Annotated in this window: 19 protein-coding genes; 10 read left to right on the top strand and 9 right to left on the bottom strand. The window is 63.4% G+C overall.

Annotation, left to right across the window (positions count from 1 at the left end; genetic code table 11):
* The first annotated feature begins 25 nt into the window (after positions 1 to 25).
* From rodA to N430_RS14630, 8 genes are all read left to right on the top strand, one after another.
* A complete protein-coding gene (gene rodA, locus N430_RS14665) occupies positions 26 to 1,129 on the top strand; it encodes a rod shape-determining protein RodA (RefSeq protein WP_050437190.1) in 1,104 nt (367 codons plus the stop codon).
* Between the two features lie 17 nt (positions 1,130 to 1,146).
* The gene (mltB, locus tag N430_RS14660) at positions 1,147 to 2,157 is read left to right on the top strand and encodes a lytic murein transglycosylase B (RefSeq protein ID WP_110637828.1); all 1,011 of its coding nucleotides are present in this window, start codon (positions 1,147 to 1,149) and stop codon (positions 2,155 to 2,157) included.
* Positions 2,157 to 3,158 carry a septal ring lytic transglycosylase RlpA family protein gene (locus N430_RS14655; protein WP_110637744.1) on the top strand — a complete coding sequence of 334 codons (1,002 nt, stop codon included), beginning with the start codon at positions 2,157 to 2,159 and terminating at the stop codon, positions 3,156 to 3,158. Before mltB ends, N430_RS14655 begins: the two co-directional genes overlap by 1 nt.
* Before the next feature lie 209 nt (positions 3,159 to 3,367).
* The gene (locus N430_RS14650) at positions 3,368 to 4,528 is read left to right on the top strand and encodes a D-alanyl-D-alanine carboxypeptidase family protein (protein ID WP_110637743.1); all 1,161 of its coding nucleotides are present in this window, start codon (positions 3,368 to 3,370) and stop codon (positions 4,526 to 4,528) included.
* A gap of 73 nt (positions 4,529 to 4,601) precedes the next feature.
* Positions 4,602 to 4,877, top strand: coding sequence for a DUF493 domain-containing protein (locus N430_RS14645; protein WP_103448833.1), 276 nt, complete (start codon positions 4,602 to 4,604; stop codon positions 4,875 to 4,877).
* Positions 4,877 to 5,524 carry a lipoyl(octanoyl) transferase LipB gene (gene lipB, locus N430_RS14640; protein WP_110637742.1) on the top strand — a complete coding sequence of 216 codons (648 nt, stop codon included), beginning with the start codon at positions 4,877 to 4,879 and terminating at the stop codon, positions 5,522 to 5,524. The genes N430_RS14645 and lipB overlap by 1 nt, the downstream gene beginning before the upstream one ends.
* Before the next feature lie 2 nt (positions 5,525 to 5,526).
* Positions 5,527 to 6,543: a lipoyl synthase gene (gene lipA / locus N430_RS14635; protein ID WP_060509515.1), complete on the top strand. Its 1,017-nt coding sequence runs from the start codon at positions 5,527 to 5,529 to the stop codon at positions 6,541 to 6,543.
* An 82-nt stretch (positions 6,544 to 6,625) separates the two neighbouring features.
* The gene (locus N430_RS14630; protein ID WP_110637741.1) at positions 6,626 to 7,564 is read left to right on the top strand and encodes an LD-carboxypeptidase; all 939 of its coding nucleotides are present in this window, start codon (positions 6,626 to 6,628) and stop codon (positions 7,562 to 7,564) included.
* 117 nt (positions 7,565 to 7,681) lie between these two features.
* Here the strand turns inward: N430_RS14630 and N430_RS14625 are convergent, their stop codons facing one another.
* The 5 genes from N430_RS14625 to leuS all read right to left on the bottom strand — a co-directional run bounded on the left by N430_RS14625 (position 7,682) and on the right by leuS (position 13,663).
* Complete coding sequence (locus N430_RS14625) at positions 7,682 to 8,998, bottom strand: lytic murein transglycosylase (RefSeq protein WP_110637740.1); 1,317 nt, start codon at positions 8,996 to 8,998, stop codon at positions 7,682 to 7,684.
* Positions 8,999 to 9,058: 60 nt separating this feature from the next.
* Positions 9,059 to 9,223 (bottom strand): alternative ribosome rescue factor ArfA, encoded by a 165-nt coding sequence (gene arfA / locus N430_RS14620; RefSeq protein ID WP_009685838.1) that lies wholly within the window; start codon positions 9,221 to 9,223, stop codon positions 9,059 to 9,061.
* A gap of 91 nt (positions 9,224 to 9,314) precedes the next feature.
* A complete protein-coding gene (gene holA, locus N430_RS14615) occupies positions 9,315 to 10,352 on the bottom strand; it encodes a DNA polymerase III subunit delta (RefSeq protein WP_110637739.1) in 1,038 nt (345 codons plus the stop codon).
* A 37-nt stretch (positions 10,353 to 10,389) separates the two neighbouring features.
* A complete protein-coding gene (gene lptE, locus N430_RS14610; protein WP_110637738.1) occupies positions 10,390 to 10,995 on the bottom strand; it encodes an LPS assembly lipoprotein LptE in 606 nt (201 codons plus the stop codon).
* A gap of 61 nt (positions 10,996 to 11,056) precedes the next feature.
* Entirely contained in the window at positions 11,057 to 13,663 is a 2,607-nt protein-coding gene (leuS, locus tag N430_RS14605; RefSeq protein WP_110637737.1) for a leucine--tRNA ligase, read from the bottom strand.
* Between the two features lie 229 nt (positions 13,664 to 13,892).
* Here leuS and N430_RS14600 point away from each other — a divergent pair, with 229 nt between their 5' ends.
* Together N430_RS14600 and N430_RS14595 are read left to right on the top strand one after the other, a co-directional pair.
* Positions 13,893 to 14,207: a hypothetical protein gene (locus tag N430_RS14600; RefSeq protein ID WP_110637736.1), complete on the top strand. Its 315-nt coding sequence runs from the start codon at positions 13,893 to 13,895 to the stop codon at positions 14,205 to 14,207.
* Between the two features lie 131 nt (positions 14,208 to 14,338).
* Complete coding sequence (locus N430_RS14595; RefSeq protein ID WP_110637735.1) at positions 14,339 to 15,100, top strand: YdcF family protein; 762 nt, start codon at positions 14,339 to 14,341, stop codon at positions 15,098 to 15,100.
* 108 nt (positions 15,101 to 15,208) lie between these two features.
* Here N430_RS14595 and lnt read toward each other — a convergent pair whose 3' ends face one another.
* The 4 genes from lnt to N430_RS14575 are packed head-to-tail and all read right to left on the bottom strand — an operon-like array spanning position 15,209 to position 19,064.
* The gene (gene lnt, locus N430_RS14590) at positions 15,209 to 16,726 is read right to left on the bottom strand and encodes an apolipoprotein N-acyltransferase (protein WP_110637734.1); all 1,518 of its coding nucleotides are present in this window, start codon (positions 16,724 to 16,726) and stop codon (positions 15,209 to 15,211) included.
* Positions 16,727 to 16,734: 8 nt separating this feature from the next.
* The gene (locus N430_RS14585) at positions 16,735 to 17,574 is read right to left on the bottom strand and encodes an HlyC/CorC family transporter (RefSeq protein ID WP_027917759.1); all 840 of its coding nucleotides are present in this window, start codon (positions 17,572 to 17,574) and stop codon (positions 16,735 to 16,737) included.
* 25 nt (positions 17,575 to 17,599) lie between these two features.
* Positions 17,600 to 18,073, bottom strand: a complete 474-nt coding sequence (gene ybeY, locus N430_RS14580; protein ID WP_110637733.1) for an rRNA maturation RNase YbeY — start codon at positions 18,071 to 18,073, stop codon at positions 17,600 to 17,602.
* Entirely contained in the window at positions 18,066 to 19,064 is a 999-nt protein-coding gene (locus N430_RS14575) for a PhoH family protein (protein WP_110637732.1), read from the bottom strand. The genes ybeY and N430_RS14575 overlap by 8 nt, the downstream gene beginning before the upstream one ends.
* Positions 19,065 to 19,128: the final 64 nt, after the last annotated feature.

Below are 19,128 nucleotides of genomic sequence, written 5' to 3'. Positions count from 1 at the left end.
TCGCATGCTCTCCAGCGAGGACGTGATGCGTCGACGCGCCAGCTTCCTGCAGCGCATCCACATCGACGGCCCCTTGCTGATCATCCTGCTGACCCTTGCGGCCGGCAGCCTGTTCGTCCTTTACTCGGCCAGTGGCAAGAACTGGGACCTGCTGCTCAAGCAGGCCACCTCGTTCGGCATTGGCCTGGTCTCGATGTTCGTCATCGCCCAGCTGGAGCCGCGCTTCATGGCCCGCTGGGTGCCGCTGGCGTATCTGGTCGGGGTGTTCTTGCTGGTGGTGGTGGACGTCATGGGTCACAACGCCATGGGTGCCACACGCTGGATCAACATCCCCGGGGTGATCCGCTTCCAGCCCTCGGAATTCCTCAAGATCATCATGCCGGCGACCATCGCCTGGTACCTGTCCAAGCGCACCTTGCCGCCGCACCTGAAACACGTGGCAATAAGCCTGGTTTTGATCGGCGTGCCGTTCATTCTTATCGTCCGTCAGCCTGACCTGGGCACGGCGCTGCTGATTCTCGCCTCCGGTGCATTCGTGCTGTTCATGGGTGGCCTGCGCTGGCGCTGGATCCTCAGCGTACTCGCGGCGACGGTGCCGGTGGCGGTGGCGATGTGGTTCTTCGTGATGCACGACTACCAGAAGCAGCGCGTACTGACCTTCCTCGACCCGGAGAGCGACCCGCTGGGTACCGGCTGGAACATCATCCAGTCGAAGGCGGCGATCGGCTCCGGTGGCGTGTTCGGCAAGGGCTGGCTGCTGGGCACTCAGTCGCACCTGGACTTCCTGCCGGAAAGCCACACCGACTTCATCATCGCGGTGCTTGGCGAGGAGTTCGGCCTGGTCGGTATCTGCCTGCTGCTGATCGTCTACCTGCTGCTGATCGGCCGCGGGCTGATGATCACTGCGCAGGCGCAGACCCTGTTCGGCAAGTTGCTGGCGGGCAGCCTGACGATGACCTTCTTTGTATATGTGTTCGTCAATATCGGTATGGTCAGCGGCCTGTTGCCCGTGGTGGGTGTACCGCTGCCCTTCATTAGCTATGGCGGAACTTCGTTGGTGACGCTGCTGTCAGCGTTTGGCGTTCTGATGTCGATCCACACGCACCGCAAATGGATCGCGCAAGTTTGAATAAGGTGAAGAATTTCATGCAAGCAGTGCGTAACTGGGCTGCCCGTTGTGCGCCGTGGATCGGCGCGGTGGGCCTGTTCGGCGCTGTACAGCTGGCCCATGCCGGCGACTACGACGGCTCCCCGCAGGTGACCGAGTTCGTGCTCCAGATGAGTCGCGACTATGGCTTTGCCCCCGAGCAATTGAACGGTGTATTCCGCGAGGTGCAGCGCAAGCAGTCGATCCTCGACGCCATCTCGCGCCCGGCCGAACGGGTCAAGCCGTGGAAGGAATACCGGCCAATGTTCATCACCGACGCGCGCATTGCCCGTGGTGTGGACTTCTGGCGTCAGCACGAGGCGGTGCTGGCCCGTGCCGAGCGGGAGTACGGTGTGCCTGCGCAGTACATCGTCGCGATCATCGGCGTGGAGACCTTCTTCGGCCGCAATACCGGCAACTACCGGGTGATCGATGCCTTGTCGACCCTGGCCTTCGACTACCCGCCGCGCGCGGAATTCTTCCGCAAGGAACTGCGCGAATTCCTGCTGCTGGCCCGTGACGAGCAGATCGACCCGCTCAACCTCAAGGGTTCCTACGCTGGAGCCATGGGCCTGCCGCAGTTCATGCCGAGCAGCTTCCGCAACTACGCGGTGGACTTCGACGGCGACGGTCACATCAACATCTGGAACAACCCCGACGATGCCATCGGCAGCGTGGCCAGCTACTTCAAGCGCCATGGCTGGGTGGCCGGCGAGGGCGTGGTCAGCCGCGCCCAAGTCAGTGGTGCGCGGGTCGACGAAGGTGTCACCAGCGGTATCGAGCCGGTGAAGACGGTCGGGGAGTTGCGGGCGCTGGGCTGGTCGAGCCATGATGCGTTGCGCGATGATCTGCCGGTTACTGCCTTCCGCCTGGACGGCGACAAGGGCCCCGAGTACTGGATGGGCCTGAAGAACTTCTACGCGATCACTCGCTACAACCGCAGCGTGATGTATGCCATGGCGGTGCATCAGCTTGCCGAACAGCTGGTCCAGGTACGGGGTGTCAAGTAATGCGCGCAATCTTCTCTGCCAACACCTTCAAGCTGCTGACCTGCATGACTGTCGGCATGCTGCTGGTCAGCTGTTCCTCCAGCCGCCCAACCTCCCAGGGCAGTGGCAACGTCGTTCGCTCGCAGCCTGGCCTGGACATCAACCGCGCGCACAAGGACGGTGCGCCATGGTGGGATGTGGACGTCAACAAGATCCCGGATGCCACGCCGACCGTGCATACCGGTGCCTACAAGGCCAACCCGTACACCGTGCTGGGCAAGACCTACTACCCGATGCAGGACGCGCGCAACTACCGCGCCGAGGGGACCGCGTCGTGGTACGGCACCAAGTTTCACGGCCAGAACACCGCCAACGGCGAACTGTACGACCTGTACGGCATGAGCGCGGCGCACAAGACCTTGCCGCTGCCGGCCTATGTACGGGTGACCAACCTGGCCAACGGCCGGAGCGTGATCCTGCGGGTCAACGACCGTGGCCCGTTCTATTCCGATCGCATCATCGACCTGTCCTATGCTGCGGCGAAGAAACTCGGCTACGCCGAGATCGGCACCGCGCACGTACGGGTCGAGGGCATTGATCCGCAGCAATGGTGGGCACAGAAAGGCCAGCAGCCACCGTTGATGCTGAAAGAGCCGCAGGTCGCGCAGACCCAGGCGATTCCTGCCAGCACCGGGCGGGTCGAGCAGTGGACCCCGCCACCGCAGCAGCATGCGGCACCGGTGGTGCCGGTGCAGGTGGGCGGCGGCAACGTGCCAGCCGGCGCGACTGGCAACGTCCTGCAAGTGGGCGCCTTCGCCAACCCGGATGCTGCCGAACTGCTGCGCTCCAAGCTCAGCACCATGGTCAGCGCACCGGTGTTCATCAGCTCCATCGTGCGCAACCAGCAAACCCTGCACCGCGTGCGCCTGGGGCCGTTCAGCAGCCAGGGCGAGATCCAGCAGGCACAGGACAGCATTCGCCTGGCGAACCTTGGCCAGGCCAAGCTGGTCACAGCCGACTGACAGTTGTTGTGGGGGCCTTGGTCCCCACAAACTGTCGGTTTTGTCATGAATTGCCGGCCCCGGCCATGTACAATGTCGGCTTTTGCCCGCAGCGACATAAAGCCGCAGTTTGTGGGCCAGGCCTACGGCCACAAAAACTAGACTGACTGGCGCTGGGCACACGATGTGGCCCAGGGAACATCAGACCATTAGCGATTTTCGAGAGACGGATGAACATCACCAACCTTGCCAAACGACTTTGCCTGCCCGTACTGCTGATGCTCACGCCTGCTGCCTTCGCAGCAGAGCAGATGATGCCGGCGCCACCTCAGCTGGCAGCCAAGTCCTACGTACTCATGGATGCGTCCAGCGGCAACGTGCTGGTCGAGAACAATGGTGACGAGCGCCTGCCGCCAGCCAGCCTGACCAAGCTGATGACTGCCTACATCGCCACCGTCGACATTCGTCGTGGCCAGATCGGCGAGAACGACCCGGTCACCGTCAGCGAAAACGCCTGGCGTACCGGCGGTTCGCGCATGTTCATCAAGGTCGGTAGCCAGGTCACTGTCAGCGACCTGCTGCACGGCATCATCATCCAGTCGGGCAACGATGCCTCGGTCGCCCTGTCCGAGCACATCGCCGGCAGCGAAGACGCTTTCGCCGACATGATGAACAAGACCGCTGCCGAACTGGGCATGTCCAACAGCCACTTCATGAACCCGACCGGCCTGCCGAACCCGGAGCACTACTCTTCGGCTCACGACATGGCCCTGCTGGCCCGCGCGATCATCACCATCGACCCGGCCCACTACGCGATCTACTCGCAGAAAGAGTTCTTCTGGAACAACATCAAGCAGCCGAACCGCAACCTGCTGCTGTGGCGTGACAAGACCGTCGACGGTCTGAAAACCGGCCACACCGAAGAAGCCGGCTACTGCATGGTGGCTTCGGCCGTTCGTGACGGCCAGCGCCTGATCGCCGTGGTGTTCGGTACCAACAGCGAGCAAGCCCGTGCTGCCGAGACCCAGAAGCTGCTGACCTACGGTTTCCGCTTCTTCGAAACCCAGACCTTCTACCAGAAGGGCACCGAGCTGACCCAGGCGCCGGTCTGGAAGGGCGCTACCGGCCAAGTCAAGGCTGGCCTGGCTGACGACCTGACCATGACTATGCCTAAAGGCCAATTGAAGCGCCTGCAGGCTTCGATGACCATGAACCCGCAGCTCACCGCACCTATCGCCAAAGGTGACGTGATCGGCAAAGTGGAAGTCAAACTGGACGAGAACGTGGTTCACAGCGCCGACCTGATCGCCCTCGATGGCGTCGAGGAAGGTGGTTTCTTCCGCCGTATGTGGGATAGCATCCGTCTATTCTTCTACGGGTTGTTCAACTGATACGTGACCTGCAAGCCCCCGCGCATCCTGCGGGGGCGTTGTTGTTGCCACGGCTTACGAGGCCGTTTCCGCCATGAGCGAACCTGACGTAAAGTCGCACAAGATCGAATTCCCCTGCGCCGATTACCCGATCAAGGTCATCGGCGATACCGTTGTCCATTTCAAGGATACGGTCATCGAGATCCTCAAGAAGTACGCCGAAGTCGACATGACTACCCTGGCCGAGCGTCAAAGCAAGGAAGGCAAGTACACCACGGTGCAACTGCATATCGTGGCTACGAGTGAAGACCAGCTGCACGACATCAACAGTGCCCTGCGTGCCACCGGCATCGTGAAAATGGTGCTCTGATGTCGCTCTGCCTCGGTATTCGCGAGCTTGGCCTGCAGCCCTATGAACCGGTGCTGGAGGCCATGCGTCGCTTCACCGAGCAGCGTAGCCCGGACAGCCAGGACGAAATCTGGCTGGTCGAGCACCCCGCGGTCTTCACCCAGGGCCAGGCCGGCAAGGCCGAGCACCTGCTGGTACCGGGCGACATCCCGGTGGTGCAGACCGATCGCGGTGGCCAGGTGACCTACCATGGCCCCGGGCAGCTGGTGGCCTACCTGCTGCTGGACGTGCGCCGCCTGGGCTTTGGCGTGCGCGAACTGGTCAGCCGCATCGAGCAGACCCTGATCGACCTGCTCGCCAGCTATGGCGTCAACGCCGTGGCCAAGCCCGATGCGCCGGGTGTCTATGTCGACGGAGCGAAAATCGCCTCCCTCGGCCTGCGAATCCGCAACGGCCGTTCCTTCCACGGCCTTGCTCTGAACGTGGACATGGACCTAGCGCCATTCCGCCGAATCAACCCCTGTGGGTATGCGGGGCTGGCCATGACCCAGCTGCGTGACCTGGCAGGCCCGATCGAACTCGACGAGGTCAGGACAAGGCTGCGCGGACAGCTGGTCAGGCACCTCGACTATGCTGAGCAGACGACCCTCACGGGCGGAATCGACTGAATATGACAACTGTGCAAGAAGCCGTGCCGAACCTGATCCCTACCCAGGATGCCACCGCGCGCCCAGCGCCGAAGAAAGTGGAAGCTGGGGTAAAACTGCGTGGCGCCGAAAAGGTCGCGCGTATCCCGGTGAAGATCATCCCCACCGACGAACTGCCGAAAAAGCCTGACTGGATCCGCGTGCGTATCCCTGTGTCCCCGGAAGTCGACCGCATCAAGCAGCTGCTGCGCAAGCACAAGCTGCACAGTGTGTGCGAAGAGGCGTCCTGCCCGAACCTGGGTGAGTGCTTCTCCGGTGGCACCGCGACCTTCATGATCATGGGTGACATCTGCACCCGTCGCTGCCCGTTCTGCGACGTCGGCCATGGTCGGCCGAAGCCGCTGGACCTGGACGAGCCGAAGAACCTGGCCGTGGCCATTGCCGACCTGCGCCTGAAGTACGTGGTGATCACCTCGGTGGACCGCGACGACTTGCGTGATGGTGGTGCCCAGCACTTTGCCGACTGCATTCGCGAAATTCGCGCTTTGTCGCCTGGCGTGCAGCTGGAAACCCTGGTGCCGGACTACCGTGGCCGCATGGACGTCGCGCTGGAAATCACCGCGCAAACGCCGCCAGACGTGTTCAACCACAACCTCGAGACCGTGCCACGCCTGTACAAGGCCGCGCGCCCGGGTTCGGACTACGACTGGTCGCTGGACCTGCTGCAGAAGTTCAAGCAGATGGTCCCGCACGTGCCGACCAAATCGGGCCTGATGCTTGGCCTGGGCGAGACCGACGAGGAAGTGATCGAGGTCATGCACCGCATGCGCGAGCATGACATCGACATGCTGACCCTCGGCCAGTACCTGCAGCCGTCGCGCAGCCACCTGCCGGTGCAGCGTTTCGTCCACCCGGACACCTTCGCCTGGTTCGCCGAGGAAGGCTACAAGATGGGCTTCAAGAACGTCGCTTCCGGCCCGTTGGTGCGTTCGTCGTACCACGCCGACCAGCAGGCTCACGAAGCCAAGATCAAGCTCTGATCCGAGCCCCCGCTGAACATGCCGATGCGCGCTGAGAGGCGGCATCGGCATTTTTGTTTTTGCTGTCCAGTAAGGAGCTGCGATGAATTCTGCTGAAACCACGGAGTCCCGTTTACCCACGGCGCTGACGGAAAATGCCTGCTTTGCCATCGTTGCCCCGGCCGGGCCGGCACGTCTGGATGGGCAAAAGGCTGGCCAGTGGTTCACCGAGCGTGGTTACCGCTGCCGGATCTACCCGGGCGTTCACGAGGCTGAGGGTTACCTGGCTGGTAGCGATGAACAGCGCCTGCAAGACCTGCATGCAGCCTTTGCCGACCCAGAGGTCGACGCGATCCTGTGCATGCGCGGGGGTTATGGCAGCATGCGCCTGCTCGATCGGCTCGATTTCGAGTTGATCCGCCGTAACCCCAAGCCGCTGATCGGCTACAGCGATATCACCGCTCTGCACACGGCCATCTACCAGCGTACCGGGCTGATCACTTTCCACGGCGCGATGCTCAATGCCGACCTGTTGGGCGCCAAGTTGCAGCCGACCGAGTCGTCGCTGCTGGCGCAGTTGGGCGGGCTTTTGGGGGAGGGGGATGAAATTGTCCATCCGGCCGCTTTCGCCTTGAACTGCGTGGTGCCCGGCGTTGCCAGTGGTCGCCTGCTCGGTGGCAATCTGTCGATGCTGAGCGCGACCCTAGGGACGGTAGCGCAAATCGATACCCAGGGCTGCATCCTGTTCATCGAAGACGTCAACGAGCCGCTGTATCGGGTAGACCGGTTACTGACCCACTTGCGCCTGGCAGGCAAGCTGGAGGGTATCAAGGGTGTGCTGGTGGGGGATTTTGCCGGGATTACCGTCGCGGCGTTGGCGCCGCTGCTGGAGCAGACCTTTGGGCCGCTGGGCGTACCGGTGCTGGCCGGGTGGCGCAGCGGGCATTGTGATCCGAATGTGTGCTTGCCGCTGGGGGCTTTGGTGCGGCTGGACAGCGAGAAGCAGACACTGGTGCTGGGGCAGGACCTGTTCAGGGCGTGAAATAGCCGGGGCTGCTCCGCAGCCCTTTCGCGACACAAGGCCGCTCCTACAGAGATCGATTTCTCCTGTAGGAGCGGCCTTGTGTCGCGAAAGGGCCGCAAAGCGGCCCCAGGTGCATCAGCGCTGACGCAGGCTATCGAGCAGCTTGTGGGTCGGATAACCGTCTGCCGGCCACCCCAGCTGCTGCTGGGCATTACGAATCGCCTTGCGGGTATTGGCCCCGATGATGCCATCCGCGTTCCCCGCCTCATGCCCGCTGGCATTCAGCAGATTCTGCAACTCCATCCGTTCGCTGCGGCTCAATGGCAGGTCTTCTTTTGGCCAACTGCCGCTGATGAAGCCCCAGCCTGAGAAGCGATCACCCAGCAGGCTCACCGCCAGGGCATAGGACGACGAGTTGTTGTACTTGAGGATCGCGCGGAAATTGTCCAGCACCAGGAACGCGGGCCCACGGGCGCCAGCCGGTAACAGCAGGGCCGCCGACAGCTGGTTGCTGCCAGCTGGCAGCTGGGTACCTGCCGGTAGCTTCACGCCCATCTGCAGCCACTCGTTCACCGGCTTGCGCAGCGCGCCGTCTGCCTGCCAATAGTCGAAACCTGCTGGCACCTGAACTTCGAAGCCCCACGGCTGGCCATGCTTCCAGCCCGAGCTTTGCAGGTAGTTGGCCGTTGAGGCCAGGGCATCAGGCGTGCTGTTCCAGATATCGCGACGGCCGTCACCGTCGAAGTCCACCGCGTAGGTGTTGTAGGTGGTCGGGATGAACTGGGTCTGGCCCATGGCACCGGCCCACGAACCACGCATGGCCTCAGGCTGGATATCGCCATGCTGGATGATTTGCAGTGCGGCGATCAGTTGGTCCTGGGCGAACTGTGGGCGGCGCCCTTCATAGGCCAGGGTGGCCAGGGAGCGGATCACCGACTTGCTTCCCTGGAACTGGCCGAAGTTGCTCTCCATCCCCCACACCGCCACCAGCGCCTGGCGGTCGACGCCATAGCGCTGCTCGATGCGGGTCAGCAGTTCGGCGTTCTGTTCCAGCAGTTTCTTGCCGTTGCGTACGCGCAGGGGCGACAGCGCTCCATCCAGGTATTCCCACACCGGGCGGGTAAATTCGGGCTGGCTGCGATCGGCCTTGATCACGTCCATGTCTGGCGTGACGCCGAGGAACGCACGGTCGAAGGTGCTCACTGCGATGCCGGCCTGCAGTGCCTGTTGGCGGAAACCGGCTTGCCATTGGGCGAAGGTTTGCAGCGGCTGGATTTCAGTGCTGACGTCGGGCGTGGCGCCAGGCAGGGTAACGACCGGTGCAGGCTGGGCAGGGGCCAGCGGCAGGGCGTCGGCGGCGGTGGGTTTTTCCGCGCAGGCGACGAGCAGGATGAAGCTGGAGGCCGCGAGCAACTGGCGGGAATTCCAACGGGGGAGAAGACTCAAGAGCATGCACAGATCCAGAATTGCAGGTCAGGTGCCGACCATACCATGCCTGCGCTTGCGATGCTTTCATGCCGCCAAAAAGTAAGAAGCCTCCCAATCTCTCGATTGGAAGGCTTCGCGGCGGTAGCTGCCTTTGCCCTTTTCCGGTTGTTCCTGGCGGCAGCGGAACAGGGGTTGGGCGATGATCGATTTGGCCTTGTTGGGGCCGTGCTTTTTCGGCTTTTTGCTCATGGCGGGGTTCCCGACTGGTTGGTTTCGGGGCGCACTTTAGGCCTGAGAGGGTGGCGGGGCCAATTGATTGTGTTTATGGCCCAAGCCCCAGCTATTCCGCAGGAAGCACCAATCGCTGGCCAGCCATCAACAGTGCCAGCCGAGACAATCCGGTCCATGGCGAACCCTCGGCCTGCCCCTTGATCTGCGCATCGATACGCTGGGCATCCTGCAGCAATTGCGCCCAACGCTGCGCCGAGAGGCGCTGCAGGGCCTTGCTGACCAGCGGTCGGCGTTTGTCCCACACGGGTGGGCGCGCTTGGCTGAAGGCTTTGTCCAGCGGCACACCTTGGCTGAACTGCTGCGCCAACCCGGCCAGCAGGCGCAACTCACGGGCCAGTGCCCAAAGAATCACCGGGGGTTCCACACCTTCGCCGCGCAGGCCTTCGAGCATGCGCAGGGCATGGGCGGCTTCGCCATTGAGGATGGCGTCAACCAGCCCGAAGACATCGAAGCGCGCACTGTCGGCAACCGCCGCCTGTACCGTTTCGACGGTGATCTGCTTGTCGTCTGCCAGCAGCTTGAGCTTTTCGATCTCCTGGGCAGCGGCCAGCAAGTTGCCTTCGACCCTTGCGGCGATCAGGTCGACGGCATCGCGCTGGGCAGACAGCCCGGCCTGGGACAGGCGCTGGTTGATCCACTGGGGTAATTGCTGGGCATCCACCGGCCAGATCTGGATGAACTGGCAGTGGGCACCTTCGATCAGTGCCTTGCCCCACTTGGTCTTCTGCGCGCTGCCATCGAGCTTGGGCAGGCTGATCAGCAGCAGGGTGTCTTCGGCGGGCCTGGCGCAGTACTCCATGAGCGCTGCGGCGCCCTTGTCGCCGGGCTTGCCCGACGGCAGGCGCAGCTCCAGCAGGCGCCGCTGGGCGAACAGCGACAGGCTGGCACCCGCTTGCAGCAGGGTCCCCCAGTCGAAATTGGCGTCGGCACTGAACACCTGGCGTTCGTCAAAACCCTGCTGTCGCGCCGCTGTGCGGATGGCGTCGGCGGCTTCCTGACACAGCAGCGGGTCGTCGCCGCTGACCACGTAGACCGGGGCCAGGCTACCTTGCAGGTGCTTGTTGAGTTGGGCGGGAGCGAGCTTCATGGGGAGCAGGCGGGGCACCGAAGTGCCCCGCTCGGGCTTAGTTGCCCGGGATTTCCAGAGGCGACTGCTGCGGCGTTTCCGCCTGCTGGCGGCGCGCTGCCTCCAGTGCATCGGCTTCGGCCTTGGCACGTGCGTCGGCCTTGCGTTGCAGCTCATCAAGCTGCGAGGGGCTCAGCAGTTGCAGGCGTGCAACCATCGACTGCACCAGGTCGCGACGCATTTCTTCGCGTGAGCGCAGGGCTTCCTGGTCGGAGCCGGTGATGTTGGAGCCGTCACGCACGTAGACCTTGCGTACTTCTACCTTGTCGCTCAGCAGTTCGAGGTTGTTCAGCCCCAGGATGCTGTAGTTGAGCGTGGTGGTGAGTTCGTACTCGGCGGTGCGGTTGCCACCGGTATAGCTGGCCGAGCGCGAGTTTTCCTGCTCGTTGGTCAGTACCAGGCGATAAGGTGCGCCGGCGTGCACATTGACGCCACTGCGCTCAAGCACCTGGCGCAATTGCACCACGGTCTGGCCGTAGGCGTTGCGCGCACTGACGTCCAACTCTTTGACGCTCAGTGCATTGGTGCCGGTGCCGCGCAGCTGGAAACCGCAGGCGCTGAGCAGGACAGCCAGGCCCATTACCAGCAGATTGCGTTTGATCATGTTGTTGCTCCCTTGTGGGCCGATACCGCCCACCCGCACGGGGTGCAGGTGGGCGTTGCCATCAGTTGGCGACGATGTTGACCAGTTTGCCCGGTACCACGATGACCTTGCGGATGGTCAGGCCATCGATGAAGCGCAGGACGTTTTCGTTGCTGCGGGCAGCGGCTTCGACTTCCTCGCGGCTGGCGGCGGCCGGCATTTCCACCTGGCCGCGCAGCTTGCCGTTGACCTGCACCACCAGGGTGATGCTGTCCTGTACCAGGGCGCTTTCGTCGACTGCTGGCCAGCCAGCGTCGATAACGGCCTGATCGTGGCCCAGCTGCTTCCACAGCTCGTGGGAGATGTGCGGGGTGATCGGTGCCAGCAACAGGGTCACGGCCTCCAGGCCTTCCTGCAGCAGTGCGCGGTCCTGTTCGGTGGCCTGCGGGGCCTTTTCCAGCACGTTCATCACGGTCATCACCTGGGCGATGGCAGTGTTGAACTTGTGGAACTGGCCCACGTCAGTGCTGGCCTGCTTGATCGCGGCGTGGATGGCGCGGCGGATGACCTTCTGTGCGTCGTCCAGTGCGGCGACATCCAGCTTGCCCGGCAGACCTTGGGCAACATGAGCCTGGGCCAGGCGCCATACGCGGCGCAGGAAGCGGCTTGCACCCTCGACGCCGGAGTCGGACCATTCCAGGCTCGCGTCAGGCGGCGAGGCGAACATCATGAACAGGCGGCAGGTGTCGGCGCCGTACTGGTCGATCATCGATTGCGGGTCGACGCCGTTGTTCTTCGACTTCGACATCTTCTCGGTGCCGCCGATTTCCACCGGCAGGCCGTCGGTCTTCAGGCGGGCGCCGATGATCTTGGCCTTGGCATCGCGCTCGATTTCGACATCGGCCGGGTTGAACCAGTCCTTGCCGCCGTTGCTGGCCACGCGGTAGTAGGTCTCGGCGACTACCATGCCCTGAGTCAGCAGGTTCTTGAACGGCTCGTTGGAGGTGACCAGGCCTTCGTCGCGCATCAGCTTGTGGAAGAAGCGCGCGTACAGCAGGTGCAGGATCGCGTGCTCGATACCACCGATGTACTGGTCAACCGGCAGCCAGTGGTTGGCCGCTTTCGGGTCGACCATGCCTCCTTCGTAGTTCGGCGAAGCGTAGCGGGCGAAGTACCAGGACGACTCCACGAAGGTGTCCATGGTGTCGGTTTCGCGCTTGGCTGCGGCGCCGCATTTCGGGCAGCTGCACTCATAGAACTCGGGCATGCGTGCCAGCGGCGAACCGGCGCCGTCCGGTACCACGTTTTCCGGCAGGGTGACCGGCAGCTGGTCTTCCGGAACCGGCACGTCGCCGCACGACGGGCAGTGGATGATCGGGATCGGGCAGCCCCAGTAGCGCTGGCGGCTGATGCCCCAATCGCGCAGGCGGAACTGGGTACGCGATTTGCCCAGTTCCTTGCGGATCAGGGCCGCTTCGATGGCGTCGAAGGCGCCGGCGAAGTCGAGGCCGTCGAACTCGGCAGAGTTGATCAGTTGGCCATGCTCGCCATAGGCGGCCAGCCACTCGCTGCCGACGTCATCGCCAGCGCTGGTGCGCACCACGGCCTTGACCGGCAGGTTGTACTTGTGGGCGAACTCGAAGTCGCGCTCATCGTGGGCCGGCACCGCCATCACGGCGCCGTCGCCGTAGTGCATCAGCACGTAGTTGGCGACCCACACCGGCAGCTTCTCGCCGGTCAGCGGGTGCTCGACGAACAGGGAAGTGGGCATGCCCTTCTTCTCCTGGGTGGCCATGTCGGCCTCGGCGACGCTGCCGCTCTTGCATTCGTCGATGAACGCCTGCAGCGCCGGATTGCCCTGGGCGGCCTGGGTGGCCAGCGGGTGCTCGGCGGCAACGGCGACGTAGGTGGCGCCCATCAGGGTGTCCGGACGGGTGGTGAAGACTTTCAGGGTGCCTTCGTGGCCAATGCTGGCCTGGTCGAACGGGAACTGTACTTCCATGCCGCGCGACTTGCCGATCCAGTTGCGCTGCATGGTCTTGACCTGCTCAGGCCAGCCCGGCAGCTCGTCGAGGCTTTCCAGCAGCTCGTCGGCGTAGTCGGTGATGCGGAAGTAGTACATCGGGATTTCGCGCTTCTCGATCAGCGCGCCCGAACGCCAGCCACGGCCGTCGATGACCTGCTCGTTGGCCAGTACGGTCTGGTCGGCCGGGTCCCAGTTCACGGTCCCGTTCTTGCGGTAGATGATGCCTTTCTCGAACAGGCGGGTGAACAGCCACTGTTCCCAGCGGTAGTAGTCCGGCTTGCAGGTGGTGACTTCACGCGCCCAGTCGATGGCCAGGCCCAGGCTCTTGAGCTGGGACTTCATGTAGTCGATGTTTTCGTACGTCCACTTGGCCGGGGCGACGTTGTTTTTCATCGCCGCGTTTTCCGCAGGCATGCCGAAGGCGTCCCAGCCCATCGGCTGCAGGACGTTCTTGCCCAGCATGCGCTGGTAGCGGGCAATCACGTCACCGATGGTGTAGTTGCGCACGTGGCCCATGTGTAGCTTGCCGCTCGGGTACGGGAACATCGACAGGCAGTAGTACGTGTCCTTGCCTGGCTGTTCGGTAACAGCGAACGATTGTTGCTCGTCCCAGAAGTTCTGGGCGGCGGCTTCGATATCACGGGGCGTGTATTGTTCGTGCATGGCTACTTTTTGCTGAGAGAGAAGAGACCTTGTTCCAGGCAGCGGAACCTCGCTGCGTCCGGCACTCCGGTGTCGTTTTAGAGTGAACGCCGTAGCATACAGCAGCGCCGCGCATCGTGGGAAACCTTGATTGCGAATGCCCGCTGGTCGCGGCATCCGGCTGCTTTTTGCAGCGACGCTAAGCTCAGGTGTGGGGGGAGATAATCTTTATCTTCAATGAGGTGAACGGATGGGAGAGACGCAGCTACCCGCAAGCAAACCGGAGCTTTACGAACGCCTGATCGACCGTCTTGGCCTGGCACTGGAAGTCGCCAGGACCTCGGTAAGATTACGCGACGAGATGCCAGCCGAGCTGGAGTTGCGTGGCTTGAGCCATGCAGAGTTCGAAGTGATCAAGGCTTACCTGGAGTCCCTCCCGGAACGCCGCAGTGCCTGCGCCGGTACATTCCCGCAAGCGGAACCGGCAACGGCCAAGATTATCTGGCTCAAGGACAAGAAACGCCCCGCCAATTCGGCGAGATCCAGGACGCTGCCACATCGCTAGCCGTTCAGGACGCCAGGCGCGGGCTATCGCGCGCCGGTTCTTCAACACACTTCCCATGATCGACGCCGGCCCGGACTTGTTGACCGGCGTCGATCCTCTATAGGCTGCACACCTTCCATGGAGGTGTGTTAATGCCGATCCGGTTCTTCATCAAGCAATGGCTGATGCCGCCTGGCGTCCTGTTTCTGCTGCTGCTCGCGGCGTGGTGGTTGCGCAGCCGGCGGCCGCGGCTGGCGGCGCTGTGTTTTGCCGTGGGACTGGGAGGCCTGTGGCTGATGAGCTTGCCACTGGTGGTGCAGGAGTCTGCCCGCCTGCTGGAAACCGAGCCGCCGCTGGCGACAGCTGATTGGGCCGGGCTGGCGAGCAGGGCGGACGCCATCGTCGTGCTTGGCGCTGGGCGCGAACGCGGTGACCCGGCCTGGGGCGGTGATGACCAGCCCACGGCGACGGCCCTTGAGCGCATGCGTTTTGCTGCTCGGCTGGCGAAAGCCTCGGGGCTGCCGGTGCTGACCAGCGGTGGCTTGCATTACGGTACGCCGCCTAGCGAAGCACAGCTGATGGCGGATCGCCTGCGCGAGGATTTCGCCGTCGAGGTGAAATGGAAGGAAGAGGCCAGTCGCACCACCTGGGAGAACGCCCAGCTGAGCGCCAAGGTGTTGCAGCCGCTGGGAATACGCCGCGTGGTGGTGGTGACCCAGGCGTGGCACATGCAGCGTTCACGCTGGAGCTTCGAGCGGGCCGGGTTCGAGGTGGTGCCGGCACCGGTGGGGTTCCTGGGGCGCGATCATGCACGGCCGTTCGCTGGGTTGCTGCCCGAGAGCCGGGCCATGTGGCAGAGCGGGCAGTTGCTCAATGAAGCGGCGGGGTTGGCGGGGTATCGATTGTTCTACTGAACCTTGTGTCGCCAGTGCCGGCCTCTTCGCGGGCACGCCCGCTGCCACATGGGAACGCGAAACCCTGTGGGAGCGGGCGTGCCCGCGAAGAGGCCAGTGCAGGCGGAATCAGACTGTCTTGGCAATACGGCCCGCCAGCAGCGCCCAACCCAGCAACAGTACACACAGAATGGCCAGCGGCCAGGAACGCCACTGCAGGTAAGGCGTCAGCTGCTGCATCGGCACCACTTCGCCATACAGCACCGCCCGCTGGAATTGCGGCACTTCAGCGGTAATCCTGCCAAACGGGTCGATCAGTGCGGTCACGCCATTGTTGGTGGCACGGATCATCCAGCGGCCGGCCTCCAGCGCACGCATCTGTGCCATCTGCAGGTGCTGCAGCGGGCCGATCGATGTGCCGAACCAGGTGTCGTTACTGATGGTCAGCAGCAGGTCGCTGCGTGCTGCCAGGCCTGCAGCGAACTCGGGGTAGACCACCTCGTAGCAGATGAACGGCGCAATCTGGTAGCCCTTGGCCTGCAGCAGTGTCTGGTCCGCAGGGCCGCGGGCAAAGTCCGACATCGGCAGGTTGAAGAACTCGATCGCGCCGCGAAGCAGGTCCTGCAAGGGCACATATTCGCCAAACGGCACCAGTTTCTGCTTGAGGTAGGTACCGTCGCCTTCGCCGGTAACCGTGACACCGTTGTAGAAGCGGCGCTGGTGATGCACCACTTCACGCACCGGCACGCCGGTGATCAGCGCCGAGTGCCGGTCGGCGGCAAAGCGGCCCATCACATCGATATAGCCTTGGGCCTGGTCCTTGAGCACCGGCACGGCGGTTTCCGGCCACACCAGGAGGTCAACCGGCTTGGAGCTGAAGCTCATGTCGCGGTACAGCGCCAGCTGCGCGTCGATGTGCGCCGGGTCCCATTTCAGGTCTTGCTCGACGTTGCCCTGCAGGGCGGCAACCTTGAGTGGGTCACCGGCTGGCTTGGTCCAGGCATGGTCCTTCAGGGCCATGCCGATCACCCACGGCGCCAGCAGCAGTACTGCGCCGATGGCCAGGAACGACGGGCGTTCGCGCAAGCGGTGCAGGTTGCACAACAGCGCGGCACTCAGCGCCAGGACGAAGGAAATCAGCCACACGCCACCCAGCGGCGCAAGGCCCGCCAGCGGGCCATCGAGCTGGCTGTAACCCGCGTACAGCCAAGGGAAGCCGGTAAGGAACCAGCCACGGAAGGCCTCCTGCAGCAGCCACAAGGCAGCGAAGCACAGGGCGTCGGCCAGGGGCGCCTCGTTGCGCCTGAGCCAGCGCGCCCACAGCCAGGTGGGGAGGGCGAAGAACCAGGCGAGGGCGGCGAAGAATGCCAGCAGCAACACGATCGCCAACAGCGGCGAGGCGCCGCCGTAGGTGTTCATGCTGACGTAGATCCACCAGGTGCCGGCGCCGTAGAGGCCAAAGCCGAACCACCAGCCACGCCACATGGCCTGGCGCGGGCTGAGCTCGCGCAGGCCAAGGTAGAGCAGGGCGATGGACAGCAGGGCCAGCGGCCAGATGTCGAACGGCGCCAGGGCCAGGAGGGTCGATGCACCGGCCGCCAGGGCCAGCAGGTTACCGGGCCAGCCGGGGCGGGTGATCCAACGCATGTTTGTCCTTAGCGGGTGATCGGGGTCAGGCGCAGCAAGTGTATCCGCCGGCTGTCGGCATTGAGAATACGGAACTTGTAGGCGCCGATCTCGGTGGTCTCGTTGCGCTTGGGCAGGTGGCCGAAGGCGCTCATCACCAGGCCGCCGACGGTGTCGAATTCGTCATCCGAGAACTCGCTGTCGAAGAACTCGTTGAAGTTGTCAATCGGGGTCAGCGCTTTGACCAGGAAGTCGCCGCTGGGCAGTGGCTTGATGTAGCTGTCTTCCTCGACGTCGTGCTCGTCCTCGATGTCACCGACGATCTGTTCCAGCACGTCCTCGATGGTCACCAGGCCCGCCACACCGCCGTACTCGTCGATGACGATGGCCATGTGGTTGTGGTTGGCGCGGAATTCGCGCAGCAGCACGTTCAGGCGCTTGGACTCGGGCACGAAGGTGGCCGGCCGCAGCAGGTCCTTGATGTTGAAGCTGTCGCCGTTCTCCTTGAGGATCAGCGGCAGCAGGTCCTTGGCCAGCAGGATCCCGAGCACATCGTCATGGCTTTCGCCGATCACCGGGTAGCGCGAATGGGCGGCGTCGATGACGGCCGGGAGGAACTCGCGCGGCGATTGGGTCGCCTTGATGCTGATCATCTGCGAACGCGGGACCATGATGTCGCGTACCTGCAGGTCAGCGACCTGGATGGCACCTTCGACAATGGTCAGCGCTTCGCTGTCGAGCAGCTTGTTCTGATGGGCTTCGCGCAGCAGCTCAAGGAGTTCCTGGCGGTTTTTCGGCTCATGGGCAAAAGCCTGGGTCAGTTTACCCAGCCAGGACTTCTGCCCGTTGCTCGATCGATCTTCGCTCATGGCGGTTCTCGTGATCCTTCGTGTATCAGTGTGTGAGAGGTTCGTTTTCATCGTCGGCGTACGGGTCAGGGTGACCCAGTTCTGCCAGCAAATCCCGTTCCAGTGCTTCCATCTCTTCGGCCTCATCGTCCTCGATGTGGTCGTAGCCGAGCAGGTGCAGGCAGCCGTGGATGACCAGATGCGCCCAGTGCGCTTCCAGTGACTTGCCCTGTTCGGCCGCCTCGCGCTCGACCACCGGCACGCAGATCACCAGGTCGCCCAGCAGCGGGATATCGAGCAGGTCATCGGGCACGTCGGCCGGGAACGACAGCACATTGGTCGCGTAGTCCTTGTGCCGGTAGGTGTGATTGAGTTCGCGGCCTTCGGCTTCGTCGACCAGACGAATGGTCATTTCCGAATCGGCGGTACGCTGGCGCAGGGCCAGTTCACACCAGCGGCGGAAGGCGGCGTCATCCGGGGCGGCAGCATCCGTGGCCCGTTGCAGGTCAAGTTCAAGCATCTTTGCCGGGGACCTCGGGCTTGGCCTGGCGCGCTTCGAAGCGGTCGTAGGCCTCGACGATACGTTGCACCAGTGGGTGACGAACCACATCTTTGGGTTGGAAGTGGGTAAAACTGATCCCCGGTACGTCCTTGAGCACTTCGATCACGTGGGCCAGGCCCGACTTGGTGCCGCGGGGCAGGTCGACCTGGGTGATGTCACCGGTGATCACCGCAGTCGAGCCGAAGCCGATACGGGTGAGGAACATCTTCATCTGCTCGAGCGTGGTGTTCTGGCTCTCGTCGAGGATGATGAAGCTGTTGTTCAGGGTGCGGCCGCGCATGTAGGCCAGCGGGGCGATCTCGATCACCTGGCGCTCGATCAGCTTGGCCACGTGCTCGAAGCCGAGCATTTCGTACAGTGCGTCGTACAGCGGGCGCAGGTACGGGTCGATCTTCTGGGCCAGGTCGCCAGGCAGGAAGCCGAGCTTTTCGCCCGCCTCGACCGCCGGGCGTACCAGCAGGATGCGGCGCACCTGCTCGCGCTCCAGGGCATCGACGGCGCAGGCGACGGCAAGGTAAGTCTTGCCTGTACCGGCCGGGCCGATGCCGAAGTTGATATCGTTGCCGAGGATTTCCTTGACGTAGCGCTGCTGGTTGACACCGCGCGGGCGGATATTGCCCTTGCGCGTGCGCAGCGAGACGCTGACCTCGTTGACCGCCGGGTTGTCGATGTTCTCCACCGTCGATTCCTGCAGGTACAGGTGCACGGTTTCCGGCGACAGGTCATTCGCCTTGGTCTCGCGATAGAGACGGCGCAGCAGTTGCTCGGCAGCGGAAGTGGTCTTGGGTTCGCCGATCAGCTCGAATTGGTTGCCGCGGTTGCGGATTTCGATAGCCAGGCGTTGTTCGATCAGGCGCAGGTGCTCGTCGAACTGGCCGCACAAGTTGGCGAAACGGTGGGCCTCGAAGGGTTCGAGGATGAAGCGATGAGGTTGTATGGGTGCGTTCAAGGTCGTTTTTAGCCGCTCGACGGCAATGAATGTGAACTCAAGAATAACCCTTGAAGGGCAGTGG

This window comes from Pseudomonas sp. CC120222-01a, assembly GCF_003097235.1.
In the GTDB taxonomy this organism is placed as follows: Bacteria; Pseudomonadota; Gammaproteobacteria; order Pseudomonadales; family Pseudomonadaceae; genus Aquipseudomonas.
Note: the sequence above shows the minus strand (reverse complement) of the source record. Positions and strands in the feature narration are given on the sequence as shown.

What these genes read in the sequence shown, in the direction of transcription:
- rodA (WP_050437190.1), top strand. Translation starts at nt 26, where the DNA reads ATGCGTCGACGCGCCAGCTTCCTGCAGCGCATCCACATCGACGGCCCC.
- mltB (WP_110637828.1), top strand. Translation starts at nt 1,147, where the DNA reads ATGCAAGCAGTGCGTAACTGGGCTGCCCGTTGTGCGCCGTGGATCGGC.
- N430_RS14655 (WP_110637744.1), top strand. Translation starts at nt 2,157, where the DNA reads ATGCGCGCAATCTTCTCTGCCAACACCTTCAAGCTGCTGACCTGCATG.
- N430_RS14650 (WP_110637743.1), top strand. Translation starts at nt 3,368, where the DNA reads ATGAACATCACCAACCTTGCCAAACGACTTTGCCTGCCCGTACTGCTG.
- N430_RS14645 (WP_103448833.1), top strand. Translation starts at nt 4,602, where the DNA reads ATGAGCGAACCTGACGTAAAGTCGCACAAGATCGAATTCCCCTGCGCC.
- lipB (WP_110637742.1), top strand. Translation starts at nt 4,877, where the DNA reads ATGTCGCTCTGCCTCGGTATTCGCGAGCTTGGCCTGCAGCCCTATGAA.
- lipA (WP_060509515.1), top strand. Translation starts at nt 5,527, where the DNA reads ATGACAACTGTGCAAGAAGCCGTGCCGAACCTGATCCCTACCCAGGAT.
- N430_RS14630 (WP_110637741.1), top strand. Translation starts at nt 6,626, where the DNA reads ATGAATTCTGCTGAAACCACGGAGTCCCGTTTACCCACGGCGCTGACG.
- N430_RS14625 (WP_110637740.1), bottom strand. Translation starts at nt 8,998, where the DNA reads ATGCTCTTGAGTCTTCTCCCCCGTTGGAATTCCCGCCAGTTGCTCGCG.
- arfA (WP_009685838.1), bottom strand. Translation starts at nt 9,223, where the DNA reads ATGAGCAAAAAGCCGAAAAAGCACGGCCCCAACAAGGCCAAATCGATC.
- holA (WP_110637739.1), bottom strand. Translation starts at nt 10,352, where the DNA reads ATGAAGCTCGCTCCCGCCCAACTCAACAAGCACCTGCAAGGTAGCCTG.
- lptE (WP_110637738.1), bottom strand. Translation starts at nt 10,995, where the DNA reads ATGATCAAACGCAATCTGCTGGTAATGGGCCTGGCTGTCCTGCTCAGC.
- leuS (WP_110637737.1), bottom strand. Translation starts at nt 13,663, where the DNA reads ATGCACGAACAATACACGCCCCGTGATATCGAAGCCGCCGCCCAGAAC.
- N430_RS14600 (WP_110637736.1), top strand. Translation starts at nt 13,893, where the DNA reads ATGGGAGAGACGCAGCTACCCGCAAGCAAACCGGAGCTTTACGAACGC.
- N430_RS14595 (WP_110637735.1), top strand. Translation starts at nt 14,339, where the DNA reads ATGCCGATCCGGTTCTTCATCAAGCAATGGCTGATGCCGCCTGGCGTC.
- lnt (WP_110637734.1), bottom strand. Translation starts at nt 16,726, where the DNA reads ATGCGTTGGATCACCCGCCCCGGCTGGCCCGGTAACCTGCTGGCCCTG.
- N430_RS14585 (WP_027917759.1), bottom strand. Translation starts at nt 17,574, where the DNA reads ATGAGCGAAGATCGATCGAGCAACGGGCAGAAGTCCTGGCTGGGTAAA.
- ybeY (WP_110637733.1), bottom strand. Translation starts at nt 18,073, where the DNA reads ATGCTTGAACTTGACCTGCAACGGGCCACGGATGCTGCCGCCCCGGAT.